The 18,930-nt window shown below is 67.1% G+C and carries 19 protein-coding genes; 8 read left to right on the top strand and 11 right to left on the bottom strand.

Features of this window, described 5'->3' with window-relative positions:
- Position 1 precedes the first annotated feature (1 nt).
- From O9281_RS11290 to O9281_RS11315, 6 genes are all read right to left on the bottom strand, one after another.
- Positions 2 to 958 (bottom strand): phytoene/squalene synthase family protein, encoded by a 957-nt coding sequence (locus tag O9281_RS11290; protein ID WP_298185787.1) that lies wholly within the window; start codon positions 956 to 958, stop codon positions 2 to 4.
- Positions 955 to 1,536: a TIGR00730 family Rossman fold protein gene (locus O9281_RS11295; RefSeq protein WP_298185789.1), complete on the bottom strand. Its 582-nt coding sequence runs from the start codon at positions 1,534 to 1,536 to the stop codon at positions 955 to 957. Before O9281_RS11295 ends, O9281_RS11290 begins: the two co-directional genes overlap by 4 nt.
- Positions 1,533 to 3,056: a phytoene desaturase gene (locus O9281_RS11300; protein ID WP_298185792.1), complete on the bottom strand. Its 1,524-nt coding sequence runs from the start codon at positions 3,054 to 3,056 to the stop codon at positions 1,533 to 1,535. Before O9281_RS11300 ends, O9281_RS11295 begins: the two co-directional genes overlap by 4 nt.
- 2 nt (positions 3,057 to 3,058) lie before the next feature.
- On the bottom strand, positions 3,059 to 4,240 hold the full coding sequence (crtY, locus tag O9281_RS11305; RefSeq protein WP_298185795.1) for a lycopene beta-cyclase CrtY: 1,182 nt from the start codon (positions 4,238 to 4,240) through the stop codon (positions 3,059 to 3,061).
- 55 nt (positions 4,241 to 4,295) lie between these two features.
- On the bottom strand, positions 4,296 to 4,835 hold the full coding sequence (ppa, locus tag O9281_RS11310) for an inorganic diphosphatase (protein ID WP_298185797.1): 540 nt from the start codon (positions 4,833 to 4,835) through the stop codon (positions 4,296 to 4,298).
- 69 nt (positions 4,836 to 4,904) lie between these two features.
- Entirely contained in the window at positions 4,905 to 6,875 is a 1,971-nt protein-coding gene (locus O9281_RS11315) for a peptidase M61 (protein WP_298185800.1), read from the bottom strand.
- On the opposite strand from O9281_RS11315, the gene O9281_RS11320 reads away from it, so the two are divergent.
- From O9281_RS11320 to O9281_RS11355, 8 genes are all read left to right on the top strand, one after another.
- A complete protein-coding gene (locus O9281_RS11320; protein ID WP_298185802.1) occupies positions 6,850 to 7,029 on the top strand; it encodes a hypothetical protein in 180 nt (59 codons plus the stop codon). The two genes, O9281_RS11315 and O9281_RS11320, sit on opposite strands and share 26 nt — an antisense overlap.
- Positions 7,026 to 8,252, top strand: a complete 1,227-nt coding sequence (gene hisS / locus O9281_RS11325; protein ID WP_298185805.1) for a histidine--tRNA ligase — start codon at positions 7,026 to 7,028, stop codon at positions 8,250 to 8,252. The genes O9281_RS11320 and hisS overlap by 4 nt, the downstream gene beginning before the upstream one ends.
- Positions 8,253 to 8,359: 107 nt before the next feature.
- Positions 8,360 to 9,424: a peptide chain release factor 1 gene (gene prfA, locus O9281_RS11330; protein ID WP_298185808.1), complete on the top strand. Its 1,065-nt coding sequence runs from the start codon at positions 8,360 to 8,362 to the stop codon at positions 9,422 to 9,424.
- A 10-nt stretch (positions 9,425 to 9,434) separates the two neighbouring features.
- Positions 9,435 to 10,307: a peptide chain release factor N(5)-glutamine methyltransferase gene (gene prmC / locus O9281_RS11335; RefSeq protein ID WP_298185810.1), complete on the top strand. Its 873-nt coding sequence runs from the start codon at positions 9,435 to 9,437 to the stop codon at positions 10,305 to 10,307.
- A 204-nt stretch (positions 10,308 to 10,511) separates the two neighbouring features.
- Entirely contained in the window at positions 10,512 to 11,315 is an 804-nt protein-coding gene (locus O9281_RS11340; protein WP_298185812.1) for a DUF4167 domain-containing protein, read from the top strand.
- A gap of 7 nt (positions 11,316 to 11,322) precedes the next feature.
- Positions 11,323 to 12,891, top strand: coding sequence for an apolipoprotein N-acyltransferase (gene lnt / locus O9281_RS11345; protein WP_298185815.1), 1,569 nt, complete (start codon positions 11,323 to 11,325; stop codon positions 12,889 to 12,891).
- Between the two features lie 37 nt (positions 12,892 to 12,928).
- A complete protein-coding gene (gene metK / locus O9281_RS11350; RefSeq protein ID WP_298185818.1) occupies positions 12,929 to 14,134 on the top strand; it encodes a methionine adenosyltransferase in 1,206 nt (401 codons plus the stop codon).
- 21 nt (positions 14,135 to 14,155) lie between these two features.
- On the top strand, positions 14,156 to 14,926 hold the full coding sequence (locus O9281_RS11355) for an alpha/beta hydrolase (RefSeq protein ID WP_298185820.1): 771 nt from the start codon (positions 14,156 to 14,158) through the stop codon (positions 14,924 to 14,926).
- Here the strand turns inward: O9281_RS11355 and O9281_RS11360 are convergent.
- The 5 genes from O9281_RS11360 to O9281_RS11380 all read right to left on the bottom strand — a co-directional run bounded on the left by O9281_RS11360 (position 14,901) and on the right by O9281_RS11380 (position 18,828).
- Positions 14,901 to 15,584: a glutathione S-transferase family protein gene (locus O9281_RS11360; protein WP_298185823.1), complete on the bottom strand. Its 684-nt coding sequence runs from the start codon at positions 15,582 to 15,584 to the stop codon at positions 14,901 to 14,903. The two genes, O9281_RS11355 and O9281_RS11360, sit on opposite strands and share 26 nt — an antisense overlap.
- 10 nt (positions 15,585 to 15,594) lie before the next feature.
- Positions 15,595 to 16,272: a ferritin-like domain-containing protein gene (locus O9281_RS11365; protein ID WP_298185824.1), complete on the bottom strand. Its 678-nt coding sequence runs from the start codon at positions 16,270 to 16,272 to the stop codon at positions 15,595 to 15,597.
- Positions 16,273 to 17,406, bottom strand: a complete 1,134-nt coding sequence (locus O9281_RS11370; RefSeq protein WP_298185827.1) for a nitronate monooxygenase — start codon at positions 17,404 to 17,406, stop codon at positions 16,273 to 16,275.
- A gap of 70 nt (positions 17,407 to 17,476) precedes the next feature.
- On the bottom strand, positions 17,477 to 18,127 hold the full coding sequence (locus O9281_RS11375) for a CoA transferase subunit B (RefSeq protein ID WP_298185829.1): 651 nt from the start codon (positions 18,125 to 18,127) through the stop codon (positions 17,477 to 17,479).
- Positions 18,127 to 18,828, bottom strand: coding sequence for a CoA transferase subunit A (locus O9281_RS11380; protein ID WP_298185831.1), 702 nt, complete (start codon positions 18,826 to 18,828; stop codon positions 18,127 to 18,129). The genes O9281_RS11375 and O9281_RS11380 overlap by 1 nt, the downstream gene beginning before the upstream one ends.
- Positions 18,829 to 18,930: the final 102 nt, after the last annotated feature.

An 18,930-nucleotide genomic window follows, 5' to 3' on the forward strand; every position in this document is an offset into this window, starting at 1 on the left:
CCTAGGCCGCACGGGCGCGCTCTGCAAGCTGGCGGCGCAGATAGGGCCGCACCGGATCGCGGCGCGGCGCGGGCAGGGCGGACTGGCCCAGCGCCTTCAGCACGTGGCCCAGCTTGGCCATGGTCGAGGTGGTGACGCGGTGATCCCAGGCCTGGGCCCCCGCCTGATCCACCTTGCGCCCGATCGCGCCATAGATGCCCGCTGCGGCCAGCACGGCCCAGCGCTGGCGAAAGCCCAGCCGCGCCGCGCCGATCCGGGCCGAGGCCTCGTAATGCCGGGCCATGTGGCACATCCGGTGGACCAGCGGCACCAGTGCCTGGCGATAGCGCGGCTTCATCTGCTCGCCCGGCGGGATATCGGCGGCGACCAGCCATTCGAGCGGCAGGTAGCAGCGCCCGGCGGCGTCATCTTCCGAAAGATCGCGGGCAATATTGGACAGCTGGAAGGCGAGGCCCAGGTCGCAGGCCCGGTCAAGCGTGTCCTCGTCATCCGGGCTGACCCCCATGACCACGGCCATCATCACCCCCACGGCCCCGGCCACATGGAAGCAATAGCGCAACAGGTCGATCTCCTCGCGCGGGCGCCAGTCGGCGGCATCGAGGGCGAAGCCGGCGATCACGTCCTCGGCCATGGCGCGGGTGATCCCGGTTTCGCGCGCGACCAGGCCAAAGGCATCGAAGGCGGGATCGCCGGTGGCCTCGCCGTTCAGGGCCCGGTCGGTCAGGTCGCGGATCATGGCGAGGCGCGCGGGCGCACCGGCCTGAGACCCCAGTGTGCCGCCATGGTCCTGGTCATCGGCCAGGTCGTCGCAGCGGCGGCACCAGGCGTAAAGCAGCCAGACCCGCTCGCGCGTGGTCCGGTCAAACAGGCGGCTGGCGGCGGCAAAGCTTTTCGAGCCGCGCACGATGGAGAGGCGCGCCGCCTCGACCAGCGCGGCGCGATCCGCGCGGTCTGTCACAAATCGGAGGCCTTCATCGCGAAAATCGGCGTGTGCGGTTCGTGCGCGGCCATGCGCGTCAGCAGCAGGTCCAGCTCGGTCTCGGCGATGATGATGCCCTGGTGGGCAGGGCGGATGAAGCCCACTTCCACCATGTGGCGGTTGAAGGCCAGCAGGTGATCGTAGAACCCGAAGGCATTGAGCAGGCCCACCGGCTTGGTGTGATAGCCCAGCTGCGCCCAGCTGACCGCTTCCCACAGCTCGTCCATCGTGCCCACCCCGCCGGGGATGGTCAGGAACCCGTCGGACAGTTCGGTGAAAGCCAGCTTGCGCTCATGCATTCCGGAAACGACGTGCAGTTCGGTGCAGCCGCGATGCGCCACTTCGGAACTGACCAGGGCTTCGGGGATTACCCCGATGACTTCGCCGCCGGCCGCCAGCGCAGCATCGGCCACGGCGCCCATCAGGCCCAGCCGGCCACCGCCATAGACCAAGCCGATCTCGCGGTCAGCCAGGGTGCGGCCGACTTCGGTGGCGAGTTCGAGGTAGCGCGAATCCGCCGGGCTGGCCGATCCGCAGTACACCGCAATCCGTTTCACCGCAGATCCTCCAGCATCAGCCGGGCGGTGGCCTTGGCGCTGCCGACCACGCCGGGGATGCCTGCGCCAGGGTGGGTGCCCGCGCCGACCAGGTAAAGGTTCTTCACCTTGTCGTCGCGGTTGTGGCCACGGAACCAGGCGCTCTGCGTCAGGATCGGCTCAAGGCTGAAGGCGCTGCCGAGATAGGCGTTGAGATCGAGTGCGAAATCGCGCGGGGCATAGTGGAACTTGGTCACGATCCGGTCGTGAATATCGGGGATCAGGCGGCGGCCAACCTCGTCGAGGATGCGCTTTTCGATCAGCGGCCCCACGGTTTCCCAGTCGATCGGCAGCTTGCCCTGGTTGGCGACCGGAATCAGCGCGTAGAAGGTGCTCTTGCCCGGGGGGGCGACCGAGGGATCGGTGACTGAGGGGTGATGCAGGTAGATCGAGAAGTCCTGCGGCAACACGCCGTGCCGGTAGATGTCGTCAAGCAGCCCTTTGTAGCGCGGGCCGAACAGGATCATGTGGTGCGGGATCCCCGGCCAGGTGCCTTCGAGGCCGAAATGGACCACGAACAGGCTGGGCGAGAACCGCTTGCGCGCCAGGCTGCGCGCCATCTGCGGCCCGCGCGGGCTGGCCGACAGGAGGTCGCGATAGGAATGCATGATGTCGGCATTGCTGGCCACGGCATCGAAGCGTTCGGTCCAGCCGCTCTGGGTTTCAACCTCGGTCGCGCGGTTGCCCAGGGTGTGGATCTGCACCACCGGATCGTGCAGCCGCAGCGTGCCGCCGAGCCGCTCGAAATGCTTGACCATCCCGGCAATCAACTGGTTGGTGCCGCCCTTGGCCCACCACACCCCGCCGTCCTTTTCCAGCTTGTGGATCAGGGCATAGATCGCGCTGGTGGTCATCGGGTTGCCGCCGACCAGCAGCGTGTGGAAGGTCAGCGCCTCGCGCAGTTTCTCGCTCTTGATAAAGCTTGAAACCATCGAATAGACCGAACGCCAGGCCTGGTACTTGGCGAGCGCCGGGGCCGCCTTGATCATCGAGGCAAAGTCCAGGAAGGGCACGTGGCCCAGCTTGACATAGCCTTCCTCGAACACTCCTGCGGAGTATTGCAGGAATTCCTCGTACCCGGCGAGGTCACCGGGGGCGACGCGGGCAATTTCCCGCGCCAGGCCCGCCTCGTCGTTCGAATAGTCGAAATTGGTGCCGTCCGGCCAGTTGAGCCGATAGAACGGCATGACCGGCATCAGCGTCACGTCCTCGGCCATGTCGTGGCCGGTCAGACCCCACAGTTCGGTCAGGCAGGGCGGATCGGTGATCACGGTTGGCCCGGCATCGAAGGTGAAGCCGTCCTTCTCCCAGAAATAGCCGCGCCCGCCGGGCTTGTCGCGCGCTTCGACCACCACGGTCTCGATCCCGGCCGATTGCAGGCGGATGGCGAGTGCCAGGCCGCCGAAGCCTGCCCCGATCACGCAGGCGCGCTTACCGGTCGGCACGGGAAGGGTGGGAGAGGCGGGAACTACAGCTGTCATTGTCATGCTCTTTCGGCCATTGGCGCGCCGGAAGCAAGCAATGCGCGCATTGCCCCCAGCACGGGTACCGGCGGCTTGCCCACCAGCACCCGGGCCATGTCTGAGATGGTGGAACGGGCGGCGTAGAACCGCTCCACCGTGGGTTCGGGCAGGCGGTAGAACCGCTCGAAAATGCGATAGCGCTGGTCGGGCTCGCCCGCGCCGAACAGCATGGCCCCCAGCTTGCGGTAGAAGGCCGTGCCGCGCCAGTGCCGCGCCGCCTCGCCTTCGACCAGCGCGGCCAGTTGCTCGCCCGGCAGGTCTGCTTCCTGCGCGATCAGCCGGGCCAGGGCTGCCGCCTGAGGCAGGGTATAGCTGGTCAGTGGATGAACGAACCCGGCCCGCGCCCCGGCCCGGGTCACGCCAGGTACCCGCAGGCCTTCCTGCCAGGCGGCAAAGTTTCCGCCGGTCACCACCGGCAGGACCCCGGTTTCGTGGCCCAGCAGCTCGCCCTGCCAGCCCTGCACGGTGCAATAGGCGTCGATCCGGCCGGACAGGGCGCTGCGATCCAGCTGCGGGCTGTCGGCGTAATAGGTGTCTTCAACGAAAAGCTCGTCCAGTCCCAACGGCAGGACGTAGACAAAGCGATAGGCGCCGTGCTGGGTAACGCAGGCGTCCATGATCACCGGGCGGGTCAGGCCATGCGGCGTGGCGGTGCGCAGGTGGCGGCCCATGAAGACCTGCCAGCCGCCCGCCAGGTGCGGGGTGGGTTCGAACCCGCGGCAGTCGATCACGGTCCGCGCCGCGATCCGCTCGCCGCTTGCCAGCGTCAGCCCGCTGGCATCGAGTTCGGCAACCGGGGCGTTGCAGCGGATCGTGCCGGGGGCCAGCTCCCGCGCCAGCCCGGCGGCAAAGTCGACCGAGGAAAGCGAGTGATATCGCGTGGTCAGCGTCCGCCGATGGGCCGGGAAGGCCACATCATAGCCCTCATCCCAGCGGGTCTGGCGCAGGGGGGAGAGCAGTTCGGTCCCAGCGCTGTCGAGATCGCTGGCGAACCAGCTCCAGCGGTGGTTGCCGCCGATCGCAGGGCCACCTTCGATCAGCACCACGTCCAGCCCGGGCCGGGCACGACGCAGCGCAAGCGCGATCAGGCCTCCGGACAGGCCTCCTCCGGCAATGGCAATATCGTGGCGGCGACCGGTCATTGGCAGGCCTTCTAGCGGCACTGCACCGGCACGCAACGGGCCTTTAGGCGTACCTTCAGGCGTACTTGGTGCCCTTGGCGCGTTCCATCGCTTCGACGATCAGGCGCTTGGCCGTTTCGGCATCGCCCCAGCCCTTGATCTTCACCCACTTGCCGGGCTCCAGATCCTTGTAATGCTGGAAGAAGTGCTCGATCTGCTGAGTCACGATCGGCGGCAGGTCATCGTGGCCGACCACTTCGCGGTAATAGGGGAAGGTCGAATCGAGCGGCACGCAGACCAGTTTCTCATCGCCGCCCTTGTCGTCTTCCATCAGCAGCACGCCCACGGGCCGTACCTTGATCACGGCCCCGGCCATGATCGGCGAACGGGCGATCACCAGCGCGTCGAGCGGATCGCCGTCCTCGCCCATGGTGTGGGGAACAAAGCCATAGTTGGCCGGATAGCGCATCGGGGTGTGCAGGATCCGGTCGACGAACAGCGCGCCGCTGGCCTTGTCGAATTCGTACTTAACCGGTTCGCCGCCAATCGGCACTTCGATCAGGACGTTGAGCTCTTCGGGCGGATTGTCGCCGGCGGGTATAAGGTCGATACGCATGGGCAGGGCCCTTAGCCGCGCCCATGCTGCATCGCAACAATCAACTCGCCTTGCACCATATTTGACGGATCACTTGCGCGCCTTGGGCTTTGGCAAGGGTCGCCGCGGCACCAGCAGCTGGTCCAGCCCGGTCGGCGCGGTGCCGGGGGCGGCGCGTTCCAGCCAGGGCCAGCGCAAGCCGCCGGTGTAATCCAGCTTGTAGGTGATGAACCGGTCGCCGCGCTTGACCAGCAGGTCCAGCGCGCCGCCCGTCTTGGCCGCGGTAATCGCGTTGCGCAGCTCGTCGGGAGTATAGGCCACGCCGTTCACCGCCAGCACCGTGGCCCCGATCACGATCCCCGCCTTGAAGGCCGGACTGTCCCACCAGGTAGCGGTCACGCGGGCGTCCTTGTCGATCACCAGGCCGATCGAATGGGTGAGGTTCAGCACTTTCGAATCCGCCATCACGTCGCGGACGAAGGGGTTGGGATATTCCTTCCACACCAGCTTGTAGCCGCCCAGCTCGATCCCGCGCACCGGGGCGGGCTGGCCGGGGGTGTTGATCCGCCGTTCGATCAACCCGGCCCAGTCATGGGGATAGACCTGGTTCAGCTTGGTGATGATCTCGTCGTTTTCGTAGGTCAGCTGGCCCCAGTCGCCATCGCGCATGCCGAAGAACAGCTTGGCGAAATCGTCGATCGACTTCTTGCCGCCGGTGCCCTGCCGGATGATCTGGTCGATCTCCAGCCAGATCAGCGCGCCTTCGGTATAATAGTCCTCGTTGCGCGACAGGCTGGGGAAGGGCTTGGGCTTGCGCGCGGCGATGATCGGATCGTGGCCCGTATCCTCGACCGAGCGCCAGCGCCGCCCCGGCTGTTCGGAAAATGTGCCGGCCCAGGTCGCCAGCATGCCCAGCACCATGTCCTTGCCCTGCAGGCCCGACCGCGCAGCCAGCACGGTGCCCCAGAACTGGTCCTGCCCTTCATAGGTCCAGAGCAGGTCGTCCTGCATCGGCTGGCGATAGTCCGGCGTCCACAGCCGCGCCGGGCGGCGGAACTTGCCGATCCACGAATGGGCATATTCGTGCGGCAGCAGGTTGCGGTCGAATTCGAACCGGTCCCAGTCGGTAAAGGCGCCCGGTTCCAGCTGGTTCTCGCTCGACCGGTGATGCTCCAGCCCGATCCCGCCCATCCGGTCGGTCAGCGCCAGCAGGAATTCGTAGCGATCGAACGGGTTGGCGCCAAAGGCCAGCCGCGCCTCGGTGATCAGGTTCCGGTGCAGCTCGATCTGCTCAGGCTTGGCCGCCAGTTGCTCCGGCTTGTCGGCAATGACGTTGAGCGCCACCGGTTGCCGCCCTGGTTCGCCCAGGTCCCACTTGCGGAAATGCTTGCCGGCAAACAGCGGCGAATCGACCAGCACTTCATAGCTGTGCTCGCCCCAGGTCCAGCGGTTGCCTTCGCGCTTCAGCCCGTCGAGCGCCCCGGCCACTTCCCAGCCGGCCGGCACGGTCACGCTGGGGCGCACCCTGATCTGGCGCACGTAATGCCCCGCGGGATAAAGCGTCATCTTCTCCCACTGCAGGTTGAGCATTTCCTGCGTCATGGTGATCCGGCCCTCGCTCGATTGCAGCGGGCTGGTGTGGATGAACCTGGCCACCACCTCGCGGGTTCCGGCGGGCAGGTCGATATGGAAGGCGTTGGGTTCCAGCGGATCGCGCTTCCAGCGCAGCAGCTGGCCACCGCTGGCAAAGGTCACGTCGACCAGTTCGGCCAGCGGCCCGCGCGGCGCGTGATTGCCGGGCAGCCACTGCGGGAACAACAGGGTCAGGCGCCGTGTTTCGGCCGTTACCGGCACGGTCTGGGTAATGCGATAGACCCCGCGCACCGTATCGGTGGCGTCGATATCGATCGCGATCGTCCCGCCCGGATAGGGGGTGTCCACCGCATCGGGCACCTGGCGCGAAAGCGGCACGGCCGTGGGCGCGGACAGGGTGGCGGGAATGGCCGGGGCGGCAAGCGCAAGCCCCAGCGCGGCGATGATGGTCCCGGCGGCGATCTTCATGGCGCCGCCTTCTGGCGGGGACGATGCGATCCTGCAAGATTTGCCTGCGCTCTTTTCGATCAAGGCCGTCGCGGCGCTGCCAGTTGGCGCTTCGCCGGATGCGAAAAACCGGTTCCCACTTTTTCACGCGAAGCTTATGGGCGCTGCATCATGAGCACACCCCAAGCTATCCGCGGCACCCAGGACATCTTCGGCGCAGAGGCCGAGGCTTTCGCGCACGTGGTCGAAACCTTCGAACGGATCCGCAAGCTCTACCGCTTCCGCCGGGTCGAAATGCCGGTCTTCGAAAAGACCGAGGTGTTCAGCCGGAGCATCGGCGAGACGACCGATGTCGTCTCCAAGGAAATGTACAGCTTCGAGGATCGCGGCGGAGATTCGCTGACCCTGCGGCCCGAATTCACTGCCGGGATCTGCCGTGCTTACCTGACCAACGGCTGGCAGCAATATGCGCCGGTGAAGGTCGCCACCCACGGCCCGCTGTTCCGTTACGAGCGCCCGCAGAAGGGCCGCTATCGCCAGTTCCACCAGCTCGATGCCGAGATCATCGGTGCGGCGGAACCCCAGGCCGATGTCGAGCTGCTGGTCATGGCCGACCAGCTGCTGAAGGAACTGGGGATCGCGGACGGTGTCACGCTGATGCTCAACACCCTGGGCGACGGCGCCAGCCGCGAGGCATGGCGCGCCGCGCTGGTCGAATACTTCCGCGCCCACAAGGCGGACCTGTCCGAAGATTCGCAGGACCGGCTGGAACGCAATCCGCTGCGCATCCTCGACAGCAAGGACCCGCGCGACAAGGTGTTCACCGATGCCGCGCCGAAAATCGACGATTTCCTGAGCGGTGAGGCGCAGGACTTCTTTGGCAAGGTCACCGCCGGTCTCGACGCCGCCGGTGTCGCCTGGACTCGCGCTCCGGCGCTGGTCCGCGGCCTCGACTATTACCGCCACACCGCCTTTGAATTCGTCACCGACCGGCTGGGCGCGCAGGGCACCGTGCTGGGCGGCGGGCGCTATGACGGGCTGATGGAAAGCCTGGGTGGCCCGCACACCCCGGCGGTCGGCTGGGCGGCCGGCGTCGAGCGGCTGGCCATGCTGGTGGGGGAGACGGCGCCCGAAGTACCAGAGGTCGCGCTCGTCCTCGAACATGATGATTATCTCGACTTTGCCAATGCGTGCCTGGCCAACCTGCGGCGCGCCGGAGTGTCGGCTGACTTGATCGCCTCCGGATCGCCAAAAAAGCGGTTCGACAAGGCTGCCAAGCTGGGCGCGCACCGAATTGCGACGATTTCGCAGCGCGACGGGGCGAGGTGGGTCAACGTGCGCGGTGCAAACGCCGATGATCACCGTACAAGGTTGATCCACTCGCTACTCACCCTTTAGCAGTCACCCCGGACTTGTTCCGGGGCGGTGCTCCTTTTGAGGGCCGCGAGGACGAAAAGCACTGGCCCGGAACAAGTCCGGGCTGACCAGATGAGTTTATCAAGACCGTGAGCATTTCCGACGCCCGCCTTGCCCAGATCGCTGCCCGCTTCGCCGAACTCGAGGCGCGGCTGGCTTCGGGCACGCTCGAGGGCAAGGACTTCGTTGCCGCCAGCCGCGACTTTGCCGAGCTGGAGCCGGTTGCCCGCACCGCTGCCGAGGTGATGGCGATGCGTGGGGAACTCGCCAGCCTCGCCCAGCTTGACGATCCCGAAATGCGCGAGCTGGCCGAAGAGGAAATCGCCCGGCTGAAGGTGGAACTGCCCGAGGCCGAGCATCGCCTGGCCGTGGCCATGCTGCCGCGCGACCGGGCTGACAGCCGCTCGGCCATGCTGGAAATCCGCGCCGGGACCGGCGGCGACGAGGCCGCGCTGTTCGCGGGCGACCTCTACCGGATGTACGAACGCTTCGCCGCCGAACAGGGCTGGCGGATCGAGCCGGTCAGCATGAGCGCATCTGAAGTCGGGGGCTTCAAGGAAGTGGTGGCGCAGGTCTCCGGGAACGGGGTCTTCGCCCGGCTGAAGTTCGAAAGCGGCGTCCACCGGGTGCAGCGCGTGCCGGTTACCGAAAGCGGCGGGCGCATTCACACCTCTGCCGCGACTGTCGCCGTGCTCCCCGAGCCCGATGAGGTCGATGTGCAGATCGAGGACAAGGACCTCAAGATTGATGTCTACCGCGCGAGCGGGGCAGGCGGGCAGCACGTCAACACCACCGATTCGGCGGTGCGGATCACGCACTTGCCGACCGGCACGGTGGTGACCTGCCAGGATGGGCGCAGCCAGCACAAGAACAAGGAAAAGGCGATGCAGGTGCTGCGCGCCCGCCTGTTCGAGGCCCAGCGCGATGCCGCCCAGGGCGAAGAAGCCGCCGCGCGCAAGGCGATGGTCGGCTCGGGTGACCGGTCTGAACGCATCCGCACCTACAACTTCCCGCAGGGGCGCGTGACCGATCACCGCATCAACCTGACCCTCCACCGCCTGCCCGAGATTCTCGAAGGGCCGGGGCTGGGCGAACTGGTTGACGCGCTGATCGCCGAGGACCAGGCCAAGCGCCTTGCGGCCCTCGGTGAATAATGGCGCGCGAGTGAAGCCCGACCCGACCCGCACCGTTGCCGATGCGATCCGCGCGGCGACCGAACTGCTTGGCGCGCGGACCGACTCGGCGCGGCTCGATGCCGAGCTGTTGATGGCCGAGGCGCTGGGGATCAGCCGGTCGGACCTGTTCCTGCGCCACATGCGCGAGCCGGAACCGGCCGGCTTTGCCGCGCTGGTCGCCCGCCGCGCCGCGCATGAGCCGGTGGCCTATATTCGCGGTCATCAGGAGTTCTTTGGCCTGCCATTCATGGTTTCGCCCGATGTGCTGATCCCGCGCGGGGATAGCGAGACGCTGGTCGAAGCCGCGCTGGAGGCCCGGCCCGATGCGCGGCGGGTGCTCGATTGCGGCACTGGCTCGGGCGCGCTGCTGCTGGCGGTGCTGAACGAACTGCCTCAGGCCAGCGGCGTCGGGATCGACCGTTCGGGTGGGGCCGTTGCCATGGCCCGCGCCAATGCCGAGCGGCTGGGGCTGACCGCGCGGGCGCGGATGGTGGAGGCGGACTGGCACCGGGCGGGCTGGGCCGACGGGCTGGGCGGACCCTTCGACCTCGTCCTGGCCAACCCGCCCTATGTCGAAGCCGATGCGGCGCTGATGCCCGATGTCGCGGCGCACGAACCAGCCAGCGCGCTGTTTGCCGGGCCGGAGGGGCTGGACGATTACCGTGTGCTGGTGCCGCAGCTGCCCGCACTGTTGGCCGAGGACGGCGTGGCGCTGGTCGAGATCGGCCACACCCAGGCCGAGGCGGTCAGCGCGATTGGCGCTGCGGCTGGACTGGTGGCGGTGTTGCACAAAGACCTCGGCGGGCGGCCGCGCGTGCTGGAATTCAAGAAAGCGCTTGGCAAGGGGCATGCCAGCGCGTAAGCGCCAGAGCAGGTCGAGGCTGGCACGCAAGGTTTGCGTCCCCCCGGCTCACTCCAGCATTTGCGATGATACTGGCCAGACCGGCCAGCACAGGCTGCAGATGTCGGACCCCCGGCGAGCGATGCGTGCTGCCGGGGAGCTAAGGGTCACGCGGCCCCGCAGCCGGAATTCCGGTGCAGCCGCTGGTACAGGGAACGGACACCCTTGAACAACAATCGTGGGAATAACCGTCGCCGTGGTCGCGGCAATCGCCAGGGTGGCGGCGGTGGTGGTCAGCAGCTCAACCGGATCGACAGCCGGGCGCGCGGCAATGCGCCCCAGCTGCTCGAGAAGTATCGCAAGCTGGCGCAGGATGCGCACATGAACGGCGACCGGGTGCAGTCGGAATACTACCTGCAGTTCGCCGACCACTATTTCCGCGTGATCGCTGACCAGCGCCTGCGCCAGGAAGAGCAGCGCCGCCCACGTGATGAGCGCTGGCCGGAAGGCGGCGAGGATGAACGCGAGGATGGCGATGATGCCGGCGAGTTCGGCGACAACAACGATTTCCCGAGCTTTGACCAGCCGGTTTATACCCGCCGCGAGCGCGAGGATCGTCCGCGCCGGGAAGAGCGCGACCGCGATGACGAACCGCGCGGCGGTGAGGATGATGCTGGCGAGGAAGCGCGCCGCAACCCCTATGAACCGCCCGAGAATCCCTTTGTCCGCAGCGATCGCGGGAATCGTGACGAACGTGGTGGGCGCGATGACCGGGGTGGCCGCGAAGAGCGCGGCAGCCGGGGTCTGCGCCCGCGCCGCGACAGCCGCGAACGCCGTGAGGACCGGGGCGAGGAAGCCGCAGCCCCGGGTCTCGATCCCAGCCTGCTGCCGCCCGCGATCGGTGCACCGCGCGATGAAGCGCCCGCTGCCGAAGCTTCGGTCGATGGCGAGGCCAAGCCGCGCCGGGGCCGTCCGCGCAAGCCGCGCGCCGGCGACGATGCCGGCGAGACGCTCGAAACGGTGAACTGACAGCCCCTTGCGCCGCTGGCTGGACCTTGCATTCGGCCATCCGCGCAAGGCCGCATTGGCGCTCGGCGCGCTGGCAGCCACTGGCTTTGCGCCGCTGGGCTTCTGGCCGCTGACGCTGCTGGCGCTGGCCGGGCTGATCGCCCTGGTCCGCGCCGCGCCGCACTGGAAACAGGCGGCGCTGATCGGCTGGTGCTTCGGGGTCGGCCACTTCACGATCGGCAACAACTGGATCGCCACGGCCTTTACCTATCAGGCCAACATGCCGGCCTGGCTGGGCTGGGTGGCGGTGGTGCTGCTCTCGCTCTACCTCGCGGTCTATCCGGCCCTCGCGGCGCTGGCCGGCTGGTGGGCCCGGCGCAATGCGCTGGCCATGGCGCTGGCTTTCGCGGGCGGCTGGATCGTCAGCGAATGGCTGCGCGCCTGGGTTTTCACCGGCTTTGCCTGGAATCCGCTGGGCGTGGCCGCGCTGGGGCCGTTCGAGCGCCCGGGCCTCGCCCTGCTTCTCCCTTGGCTGGGGACCTATGCGCTGTCCGGCCTGATCGTGCTGCTGGCCGCCTGCTGGTGGGCGGCAGCAGCGCGCGGCAAGCGCGACGGGGCGGGCGCGCTGCTGATCGTCGTTCCGCTCGCCGCCCTGCTGCTGCCGCAACTGGTCAGCCCGCCCGACCGCCCTGGCCAGCAGGCCTATACCCTGGTCCAGCCCGATATCCGGCAGGAAGTGCTGAACGACCCGGCCTGGTTCGAATGGCAGTTCCAGCGCTATGCCGCCCTCTCCCGCCCGGCTTTGCAGCAGGGCCAGCGGCTGGTGCTCTGGCCTGAATCCGGCGTGCCGGATTACCTGCGCGAGGGCTATCCGGAGCGCTATTACCTCGACACCTATGGCGCCGACCCGGTCCTCGCCCGCCAGCGGATTGCCCGCGCGATCGGGCCGGAAGCCATGCTGCTGACCGGCACGGTTGACCTTGAGATCGCCAACGGCAGGGCGGTCGGCGCGCGCAATGCGGTCACCGCACTGGATGGCAGTGCAACCATTCGCGGCGGCTATGCCAAGGCGCACCTAGTGCCTTATGGCGAATACCTGGCGCTGCGCTGGCTGCTGGAACCGCTGGGGGTGGAGCGGTTGGTGCCGGGCGGCATCGATTTCTGGCCGGGGCCGGGGCCGCGCTCGCTGGGCCTGGGCCAGTTCGGCAAGGCCGGGGTGCAGATCTGCTACGAGATCATCTTCTCGGGCCAAGTGGTCGATTCCACTGACCGGCCCGATTACCTGTTCAACCCGTCCAACGATGGCTGGTTCGGCGCCTGGGGTCCCCCGCAGCATCTGGCCCAGGCGCGGCTGCGCGCGATCGAGGAGGGCCTGCCGGTCCTGCGCTCCACCACCACCGGGATCAGCGCGGTGATCGATGCGCGCGGCGTGGTTCGCGCCCACGTGCCGCGCCACCAGGCCGGGCGGCTTGACGGGCAGGTGCCGCAGGCCCTGCCGCCGACGCCGTTTGCCAATCTTGGCAACCTGTTACCACTTGGCTGGGCAATAGCACTTCTTGTCGCGGCACTGGTTGCCAGCCGCCGCCGAGCGGGTTAGAGGAGGCATATAAAGAATCCTTTATATCGAGGACGCGATGCGCAGCACCTACCTCTTCACTTCCGAAAGCGTTTCCGAAGGCCATCCCGACAAGGTTGCGGACCAGATCTCGGATTCGATCGTTGACCTGTTCCTGTCCAAGGATGCCGAAGCGCGCATCGCCTGCGAAACGCTGTGCACCACCCAGCTGGTCGTCCTGGCCGGTGAAATCCGCTGCAAGGGCGTCTACGAAAACGGCGAATGGGCCCCCGGCGCCAAGGAAGAGATCGAGCGCGTTGTCCGCCAGACGGTGAAGGACATCGGTTACGCGCAGGCCGGCTTCCATTGGGAACAGTTCGAATTCATCAACCGCCTGCACGGCCAGTCGGCTCATATCGCCCAGGGCGTGGATGCCAATGCCAACAAGGACGAAGGCGCGGGCGACCAGGGCATCATGTTCGGTTACGCCACCGACGAAACGCCCGACCTGATGCCGGCGACGCTCTATTACAGCCACAAGATCCTCGAAAAGATGGCCGAAGACCGCCACTCCGGCACGGCCCCCTTCCTTGAGCCCGACGCCAAGAGCCAGGTGACCCTGCGTTATGAAGGCAGCCTGCCGGTGGCCGCGACCGCCGTGGTGGTCAGCACCCAGCACGCCCCCGGCTATGACGAGGGCGAAAAGGAAGCCGAACTGCACGCCTATGTGAAGCGCGTGATTGCCGAAGTGATCCCGCCGGTCCTGCTGCGCGAGACCGAATACTTCATCAATCCGACCGGCAGCTTCGAGATCGGTGGCCCCGATGGGGATGCCGGCCTGACCGGGCGGAAGATCATTGTCGACACCTATGGCGGCGCGGCACCTCACGGCGGCGGCGCCTTCAGCGGCAAGGATCCGACCAAGGTCGATCGCTCGGCCGCCTATATCAGCCGCTACCTCGCCAAGAACGTCGTCGCCGCGGGCCTTGCCACGCGCTGCACGATCCAGCTGGCCTATGCGATCGGCGTGTCAAAGCCGCTGTCGCTCTATGTCGACACGCACGAGACCGGCACGGTCGGCGACGACCAGATCGAGGCCGCGATCCTCGGTCTGCCGGTCCTCGGCGGGCTGACCCCGCGCAGCATCCGCACGCACCTCGGCCTCAACAAGCCGATCTACAAGCCGACCGCGGCCTATGGTCACTTTGGCCGCAAGGCCGAGGGCGACCTGTTCCCGTGGGAACGGCTCGACCTGGTCGATGACCTGAAGGCCGCGCTGGGCTGAGGAGGCTGCGGGGAGCGGGTGATGACCCGCCGCACCGTCTATCTCCACGGGCTACCCGGCTCGTCGGCGGAATTGTCGCTGGCAGGGCCGGGCAGCGTGTGGACCGATCCCGCGCTGGTTCTTGCCCCTGATCGCAATGGATTGGCGGAGGGCGTGTCGGCCTTGGCCCGGCAGATCACGGCCTGGGCTGGCGACAGTCCGATTGACCTGGTCGGCTTCTCGCTGGGCGGCGCGGTCGCCTTGCGGCTTGCGCCGCAACTGGGCCAACAGGTTGCCCGGATTGACCTGATCGCCCCGGCTGCCCCGCTGTCGCTGGGGAGCTTCCTGCCGGACATGGCTGGCGGCGCGTTGTTCGGCATGGCCCGTGATCGTCCCCGGCTCTTCGCCCTGGTTTGCGGTGTGCAGGCGCTGGCTTCCCGGATTGCCCCGGCGCTGCTGGTCAAGGCCTTGCTGGCCGATGTGCGCGGCGGGGATGCCGGCCTCGCCCGCGAGCCCGCATTCCGGGCGCTGCTCGCCGCAATCCTGCGCCAGACCTTCGCGACCGGCGCGAGCGCCTATCGGGCCGAGATTGCCAACTATGTCAGCGATTGGGAAAGTGTGCTGGACGCGGTCAGCCATCCCGTGAATATCTGGCAGGGTGATCAGGACAACTGGGTGCCACCGCAGATGTCTCGCGCCTTGGCATCCCGGCTGCCGGCCGGGGCGCGGCTGGAACTACTGCCCGGCCTGTCCCACTATTCCGCGTTGCAGGAATTTCTTGCCCGGTTCAGCCCTGGCGATAGTCGGCCGTGATCACCCCGGCGGTGGCCAGTTCCGCCTCGTGCGCGTCCTCGCGCCAGGTTTCGGCCAGGGCCTGGGCTTCCCAATCCACCATGGCCGGGTGGGCGAGGACCTGCTCTACCCAGGCCTGACCCCTTCCGACATCCAGCCCGTAGGTGCGGATGCGAAAAGCCACGGGTGCGTAGAAGGCGTCCACGGCGGAGAATTCCGGCCCGGCCAGCCACGGCCCGCCGAACTGCGCGAGGCCTTCCTCGAAGATCTCGCGCACGCGGGTGACATTGCGCTTGAGGCCTTCGCTCATCGGCTTGGGGGTGACGCGCACGCCCACGTTCATCGTGCAGTCGTTGCGCAGGTGGCCAAAGCCGCCATGCATTTCGCAGACCGCACCCATGGCAAAGATCCGCGCTTCGGGATCGGTAGGCCATATCCCTGCGTGCCGGTCTGCCAGGTACAGGGTAATGCCCAGTGAATCCGGCACTTTCCGTTCGCCGTCGATCAACACCGGCACCTGCCCGGTGGGTGAGAACTGGCGAAAGTCCTGGTAATTGTCGGGCTTGGTGAACGGCTCGATCCGGTCATCAAAGGGGATGCCGAGCGCCTTCATCAGCAGCCAGGGCCGCAGTGACCAGCTTGAATAGTTCCGGTTGGCGGTGATCAGGGTGTAGGTCATGCCTGAGACCTTACCCGGCCCCGACGGCCTCCGGCAAGCCGTCCGCCTCATCCGGCCACCGCGCCATCCGCGCCCGCCCGGCATCGAGGAATAGCGCGGGCAGCTTGCCCAGCATCAGCACCTTGTGGATGCACCAGTCGGCCGCGCATTCGTTCCATCGCGCGGTGGCGCGACCCTGCCCCTCCAGCCAGCGCTGATAGGGCAGGAAGTGATCGGGTTCGTCGCGGTGGACGATCTCGAAGATCTTCCTCATCACCGGGTCGGACATGATCAGCCGGTTCTTGAGGATGACCTCGACCTGGCGGTAACCGCGCTGCTCGGTCAGCATGATCACCCGGCAGAGCCGTTCGAACTCGTCGGGTTCGGTCACGATCCGGTGGGTATCCAGTTCCTCGATCGTGCAGTGGAACACCCACTGGATGAACCGGTCGATGTGGCCCACGCCGCGGTCCACGACGAGCGGCATCCGCCCCTCCCGTTCGAACCAGCGCCGGAACATCAGGTAATGCTTGCGCTCGTCGGCGCGGTGCTTGGCAATCTCGGCCTGGAAGGCATGATCGCCGGGACAGCGCTCGCGCACAGCCTCCAGAACGCGGTCGAGCGAGGTATAGCCGCGGTGTTCGTTATAGAGATAGATCGACGCGAGGACGTCGAGGTAGCGGGTCCGGAAGGCAGTCCGGAGGCCCACTCAGCCCAGCATGCCGTTAAGCTCGCCCACGGCCTCGATGAACTCCTCGCGGAAATCCTGGACCACGCCCCTGGCGCTGCGCACCTGGTCGACCAGGCCCACGCCCTGGCCGACGAAGTAGCTGACGAGGTCGCGCGCGGCTTCGTTGCCGTTGACCACCGACTTCTCGATCCGCTGGAAGGCTGGTTCGGAGACCATGCCCATCAGCGGCATCGGCAGCGGGCCGGGGCCTTGCGGGTTGTCCCAGGCCTCGTGCCATGCAGTCTTGAGCTGGCGGGCGGGCTTGCCGGTGCGGCTGCGGCTGCGCACGGTATCGCGGCTGCGCGCGGCGATCATCTTCTCGCGGAAGGCCTCGCTGGTCTCAGCCTCGGTCGTCGCCAGCCAGACCGAGCCGGTCCAGGCGCCCTGCGCGCCGGCGGCCATCATCCCGGCCATCTGCGCCCCGGTCATGATCCCGCCGGCGGCCAGCACCGGGATGTCGTAACCAGCGCCTTTCAGCGCACGGACCACTTCGGGGATCAGCACCAGGGTCGAAACCTCGCCACAATGGCCGCCAGCTTCGGTCCCTTGCGCGACGATGATATCGACGCCCGCAGCGGCCTGGCGCAGCGCGTGCTCCTTGGCACCGACCAGTGCCGCCACGGGTACGCCGCGCTTCTTGCCCTCCTCGATCATTTTCGGCGGGGCGATGCCAAGCGCATTGGCGATCAGCCGGATCGGGTGGCGGAAGGCGACTTCCATCTGGGCATAGCCGTTTTCCGGCGTGATCCCGGCGCGACCTTCATAGCGGACCACTTCCTCGGGCGAGACGTCGACACCGTATTCATTGAGCAGCCGGGCAGTGAACTGGCGGTGCTGCTCGGAAATCGCGGCGGCGCGCTCGGCATTGTCGTGGAATTCGGCCACGCGCGGATCGACCACTTCGGGTACCAGCACGTCCACGCCATAGGGCGCGCCATCGATATGCGCGTCGATCCAGGCCAGTTCCTCTTCCAGCTGTTCGGGGGTGAAGCGGGTCGCGCCCAGCACCCCGAACCCGCCCGCCTTGCTGACCGCCACCACCACATCGCGGCAATGGCTGAAGGCAAACAGCGGAAACTCGCACCCGACCATCCGGCAAACGGCATTGTTCATGATTCTCTCCCTTGGCGGGAGCGATCATTGCGCGCAGGCTGGCAGCCTGCAAGCCCGTTTAACCGGATGATTAAGCCGTGTAGTGCGCCGTGGTCTTTGCCGCCACTTCCTCGGCCGTCACGCCAGGGGCCAGTTCGATCAGCCGGAACGGGCTGGCGTGATCGGGACGCTGGAACACGGCGAGGTCGGTGATCACCATGTCGACCACGTTGCGCCCCGTCAGCGGCAGGGTGCAGGCCGGGATGAACTTGGGGCTGCCGTCCTTGGCGCAGTGCTCCATCACCACGATGATCTTCTTGACCCCGGCGACCAGGTCCATCGCCCCGCCCATGCCCTTGATCATCTTGCCGGGCACCATCCAGTTGGCGATGTCGCCGTTTTCGGCCACTTCCATCGCGCCAAGCACGGTCAGGTCGATCTTGCCGCCGCGGATCATCGCGAAGGACTGGGCACTGTCGAAATAGGCCGAATGGGGCAGTTCGCTGATCGTCTGCTTGCCAGCATTGATCAGGTCGGCGTCGACCTCGGCCTCGGTCGGGAAGGGGCCGATGCCCAGCATTCCGTTCTCCGATTGCAGCGTCACGGTGATCCCGGCGGGCACGTGGTTGGCCACCAACGTCGGAATACCGATCCCCAGGTTCACATAAAAGCCATCGCGCAATTCCTGCGCGGCGCGGGCGGCCATCTGGTCGCGGGTCCAGCCCTTGGTTTCCTGCGTCATCAGGCGGCCTCCCTCACGGTTCGGAATTCGATCTTCTTGTCATAGGGGCTGCCCACGATCAGCCGCTGGACATAGACGCCCGGCAGGTGGATCGCGTCGGGATCGAGCTGGCCCGGTTCGACCAGTTCCTCGACCTCGACCACGCAGACCTTGCCGCAGGTCGCGGCGGGCACGTTGAAATTGCGCGCGGTCTTGCGGAACACGACATTACCAGTGGCGTCGGCCTTCCAGGCCTTGACCAGCGCCAGGTCGGCAAAGATCCCGCGTTCGAGGATATACTCTTCCCCGTCGAAGACCTTGCTTTCCTTGCCCTCGGCCACCAGCGTGCCGACCCCGGTCCTGGTATAGAAGCCGGGGATCCCCGCGCCGCCGGCGCGCATCCGCTCGGCCAGCGTCCCTTGCGGGCAGAATTCCACTTCCAGCTCGCCCGAGAGGTACTGGCGCTCGAACTCCTTGTTCTCGCCCACGTAGCTCGAGACCATCTTCTTCACCTGCCGCGTGCGCAGCAGCTTGCCGATGCCCTCGTTGTCGATCCCCGCGTTGTTCGAATAGAACGTCAGGCCCGTCACCCCGCTGTCGCGCACCGCATCGAGCAGGCGTTCGGGAATGCCGCACAGGCCAAAGCCGCCGCAGGCGATGTGCAGGTCGTCGCGCAGCAGACCGTCAAGCGCAGCTGCCGCATCTGGATAAAGCTTTTTCATTCCCGCTCCGTGACTGGGATAGCCGGTTTCCGCTAGGGAATTCGGGCGGTGAAGGCAATTGCAACGCGCGCTGATGCACTTGCGCGAAATGCACCAGTTAGG

It is taken from the genome of Novosphingobium sp. (assembly GCF_027531025.1).
GTDB lineage: Bacteria > Pseudomonadota > Alphaproteobacteria > Sphingomonadales > Sphingomonadaceae > Novosphingobium.

Bases quoted from the DNA above. Each gene is read 5' to 3' on its own strand.
- crtY (WP_298185795.1), bottom strand. From the start codon at position 4,240: ATGACCGGTCGCCGCCACGATATTGCCATTGCCGGAGGAGGCCTGTCC.
- O9281_RS11380 (WP_298185831.1), bottom strand. From the start codon at position 18,828: ATGAAAAAGCTTTATCCAGATGCGGCAGCTGCGCTTGACGGTCTGCTG.
- O9281_RS11300 (WP_298185792.1), bottom strand. From the start codon at position 3,056: ATGACAGCTGTAGTTCCCGCCTCTCCCACCCTTCCCGTGCCGACCGGT.
- hisS (WP_298185805.1), top strand. From the start codon at position 7,026: ATGAGCACACCCCAAGCTATCCGCGGCACCCAGGACATCTTCGGCGCA.
- O9281_RS11355 (WP_298185820.1), top strand. From the start codon at position 14,156: ATGACCCGCCGCACCGTCTATCTCCACGGGCTACCCGGCTCGTCGGCG.
- O9281_RS11360 (WP_298185823.1), bottom strand. From the start codon at position 15,584: ATGACCTACACCCTGATCACCGCCAACCGGAACTATTCAAGCTGGTCA.
- metK (WP_298185818.1), top strand. From the start codon at position 12,929: ATGCGCAGCACCTACCTCTTCACTTCCGAAAGCGTTTCCGAAGGCCAT.
- O9281_RS11315 (WP_298185800.1), bottom strand. From the start codon at position 6,875: ATGAAGATCGCCGCCGGGACCATCATCGCCGCGCTGGGGCTTGCGCTT.
- O9281_RS11370 (WP_298185827.1), bottom strand. From the start codon at position 17,406: ATGAACAATGCCGTTTGCCGGATGGTCGGGTGCGAGTTTCCGCTGTTT.
- ppa (WP_298185797.1), bottom strand. From the start codon at position 4,835: ATGCGTATCGACCTTATACCCGCCGGCGACAATCCGCCCGAAGAGCTC.
- O9281_RS11375 (WP_298185829.1), bottom strand. From the start codon at position 18,127: ATGACGCAGGAAACCAAGGGCTGGACCCGCGACCAGATGGCCGCCCGC.
- O9281_RS11320 (WP_298185802.1), top strand. From the start codon at position 6,850: ATGATGGTCCCGGCGGCGATCTTCATGGCGCCGCCTTCTGGCGGGGAC.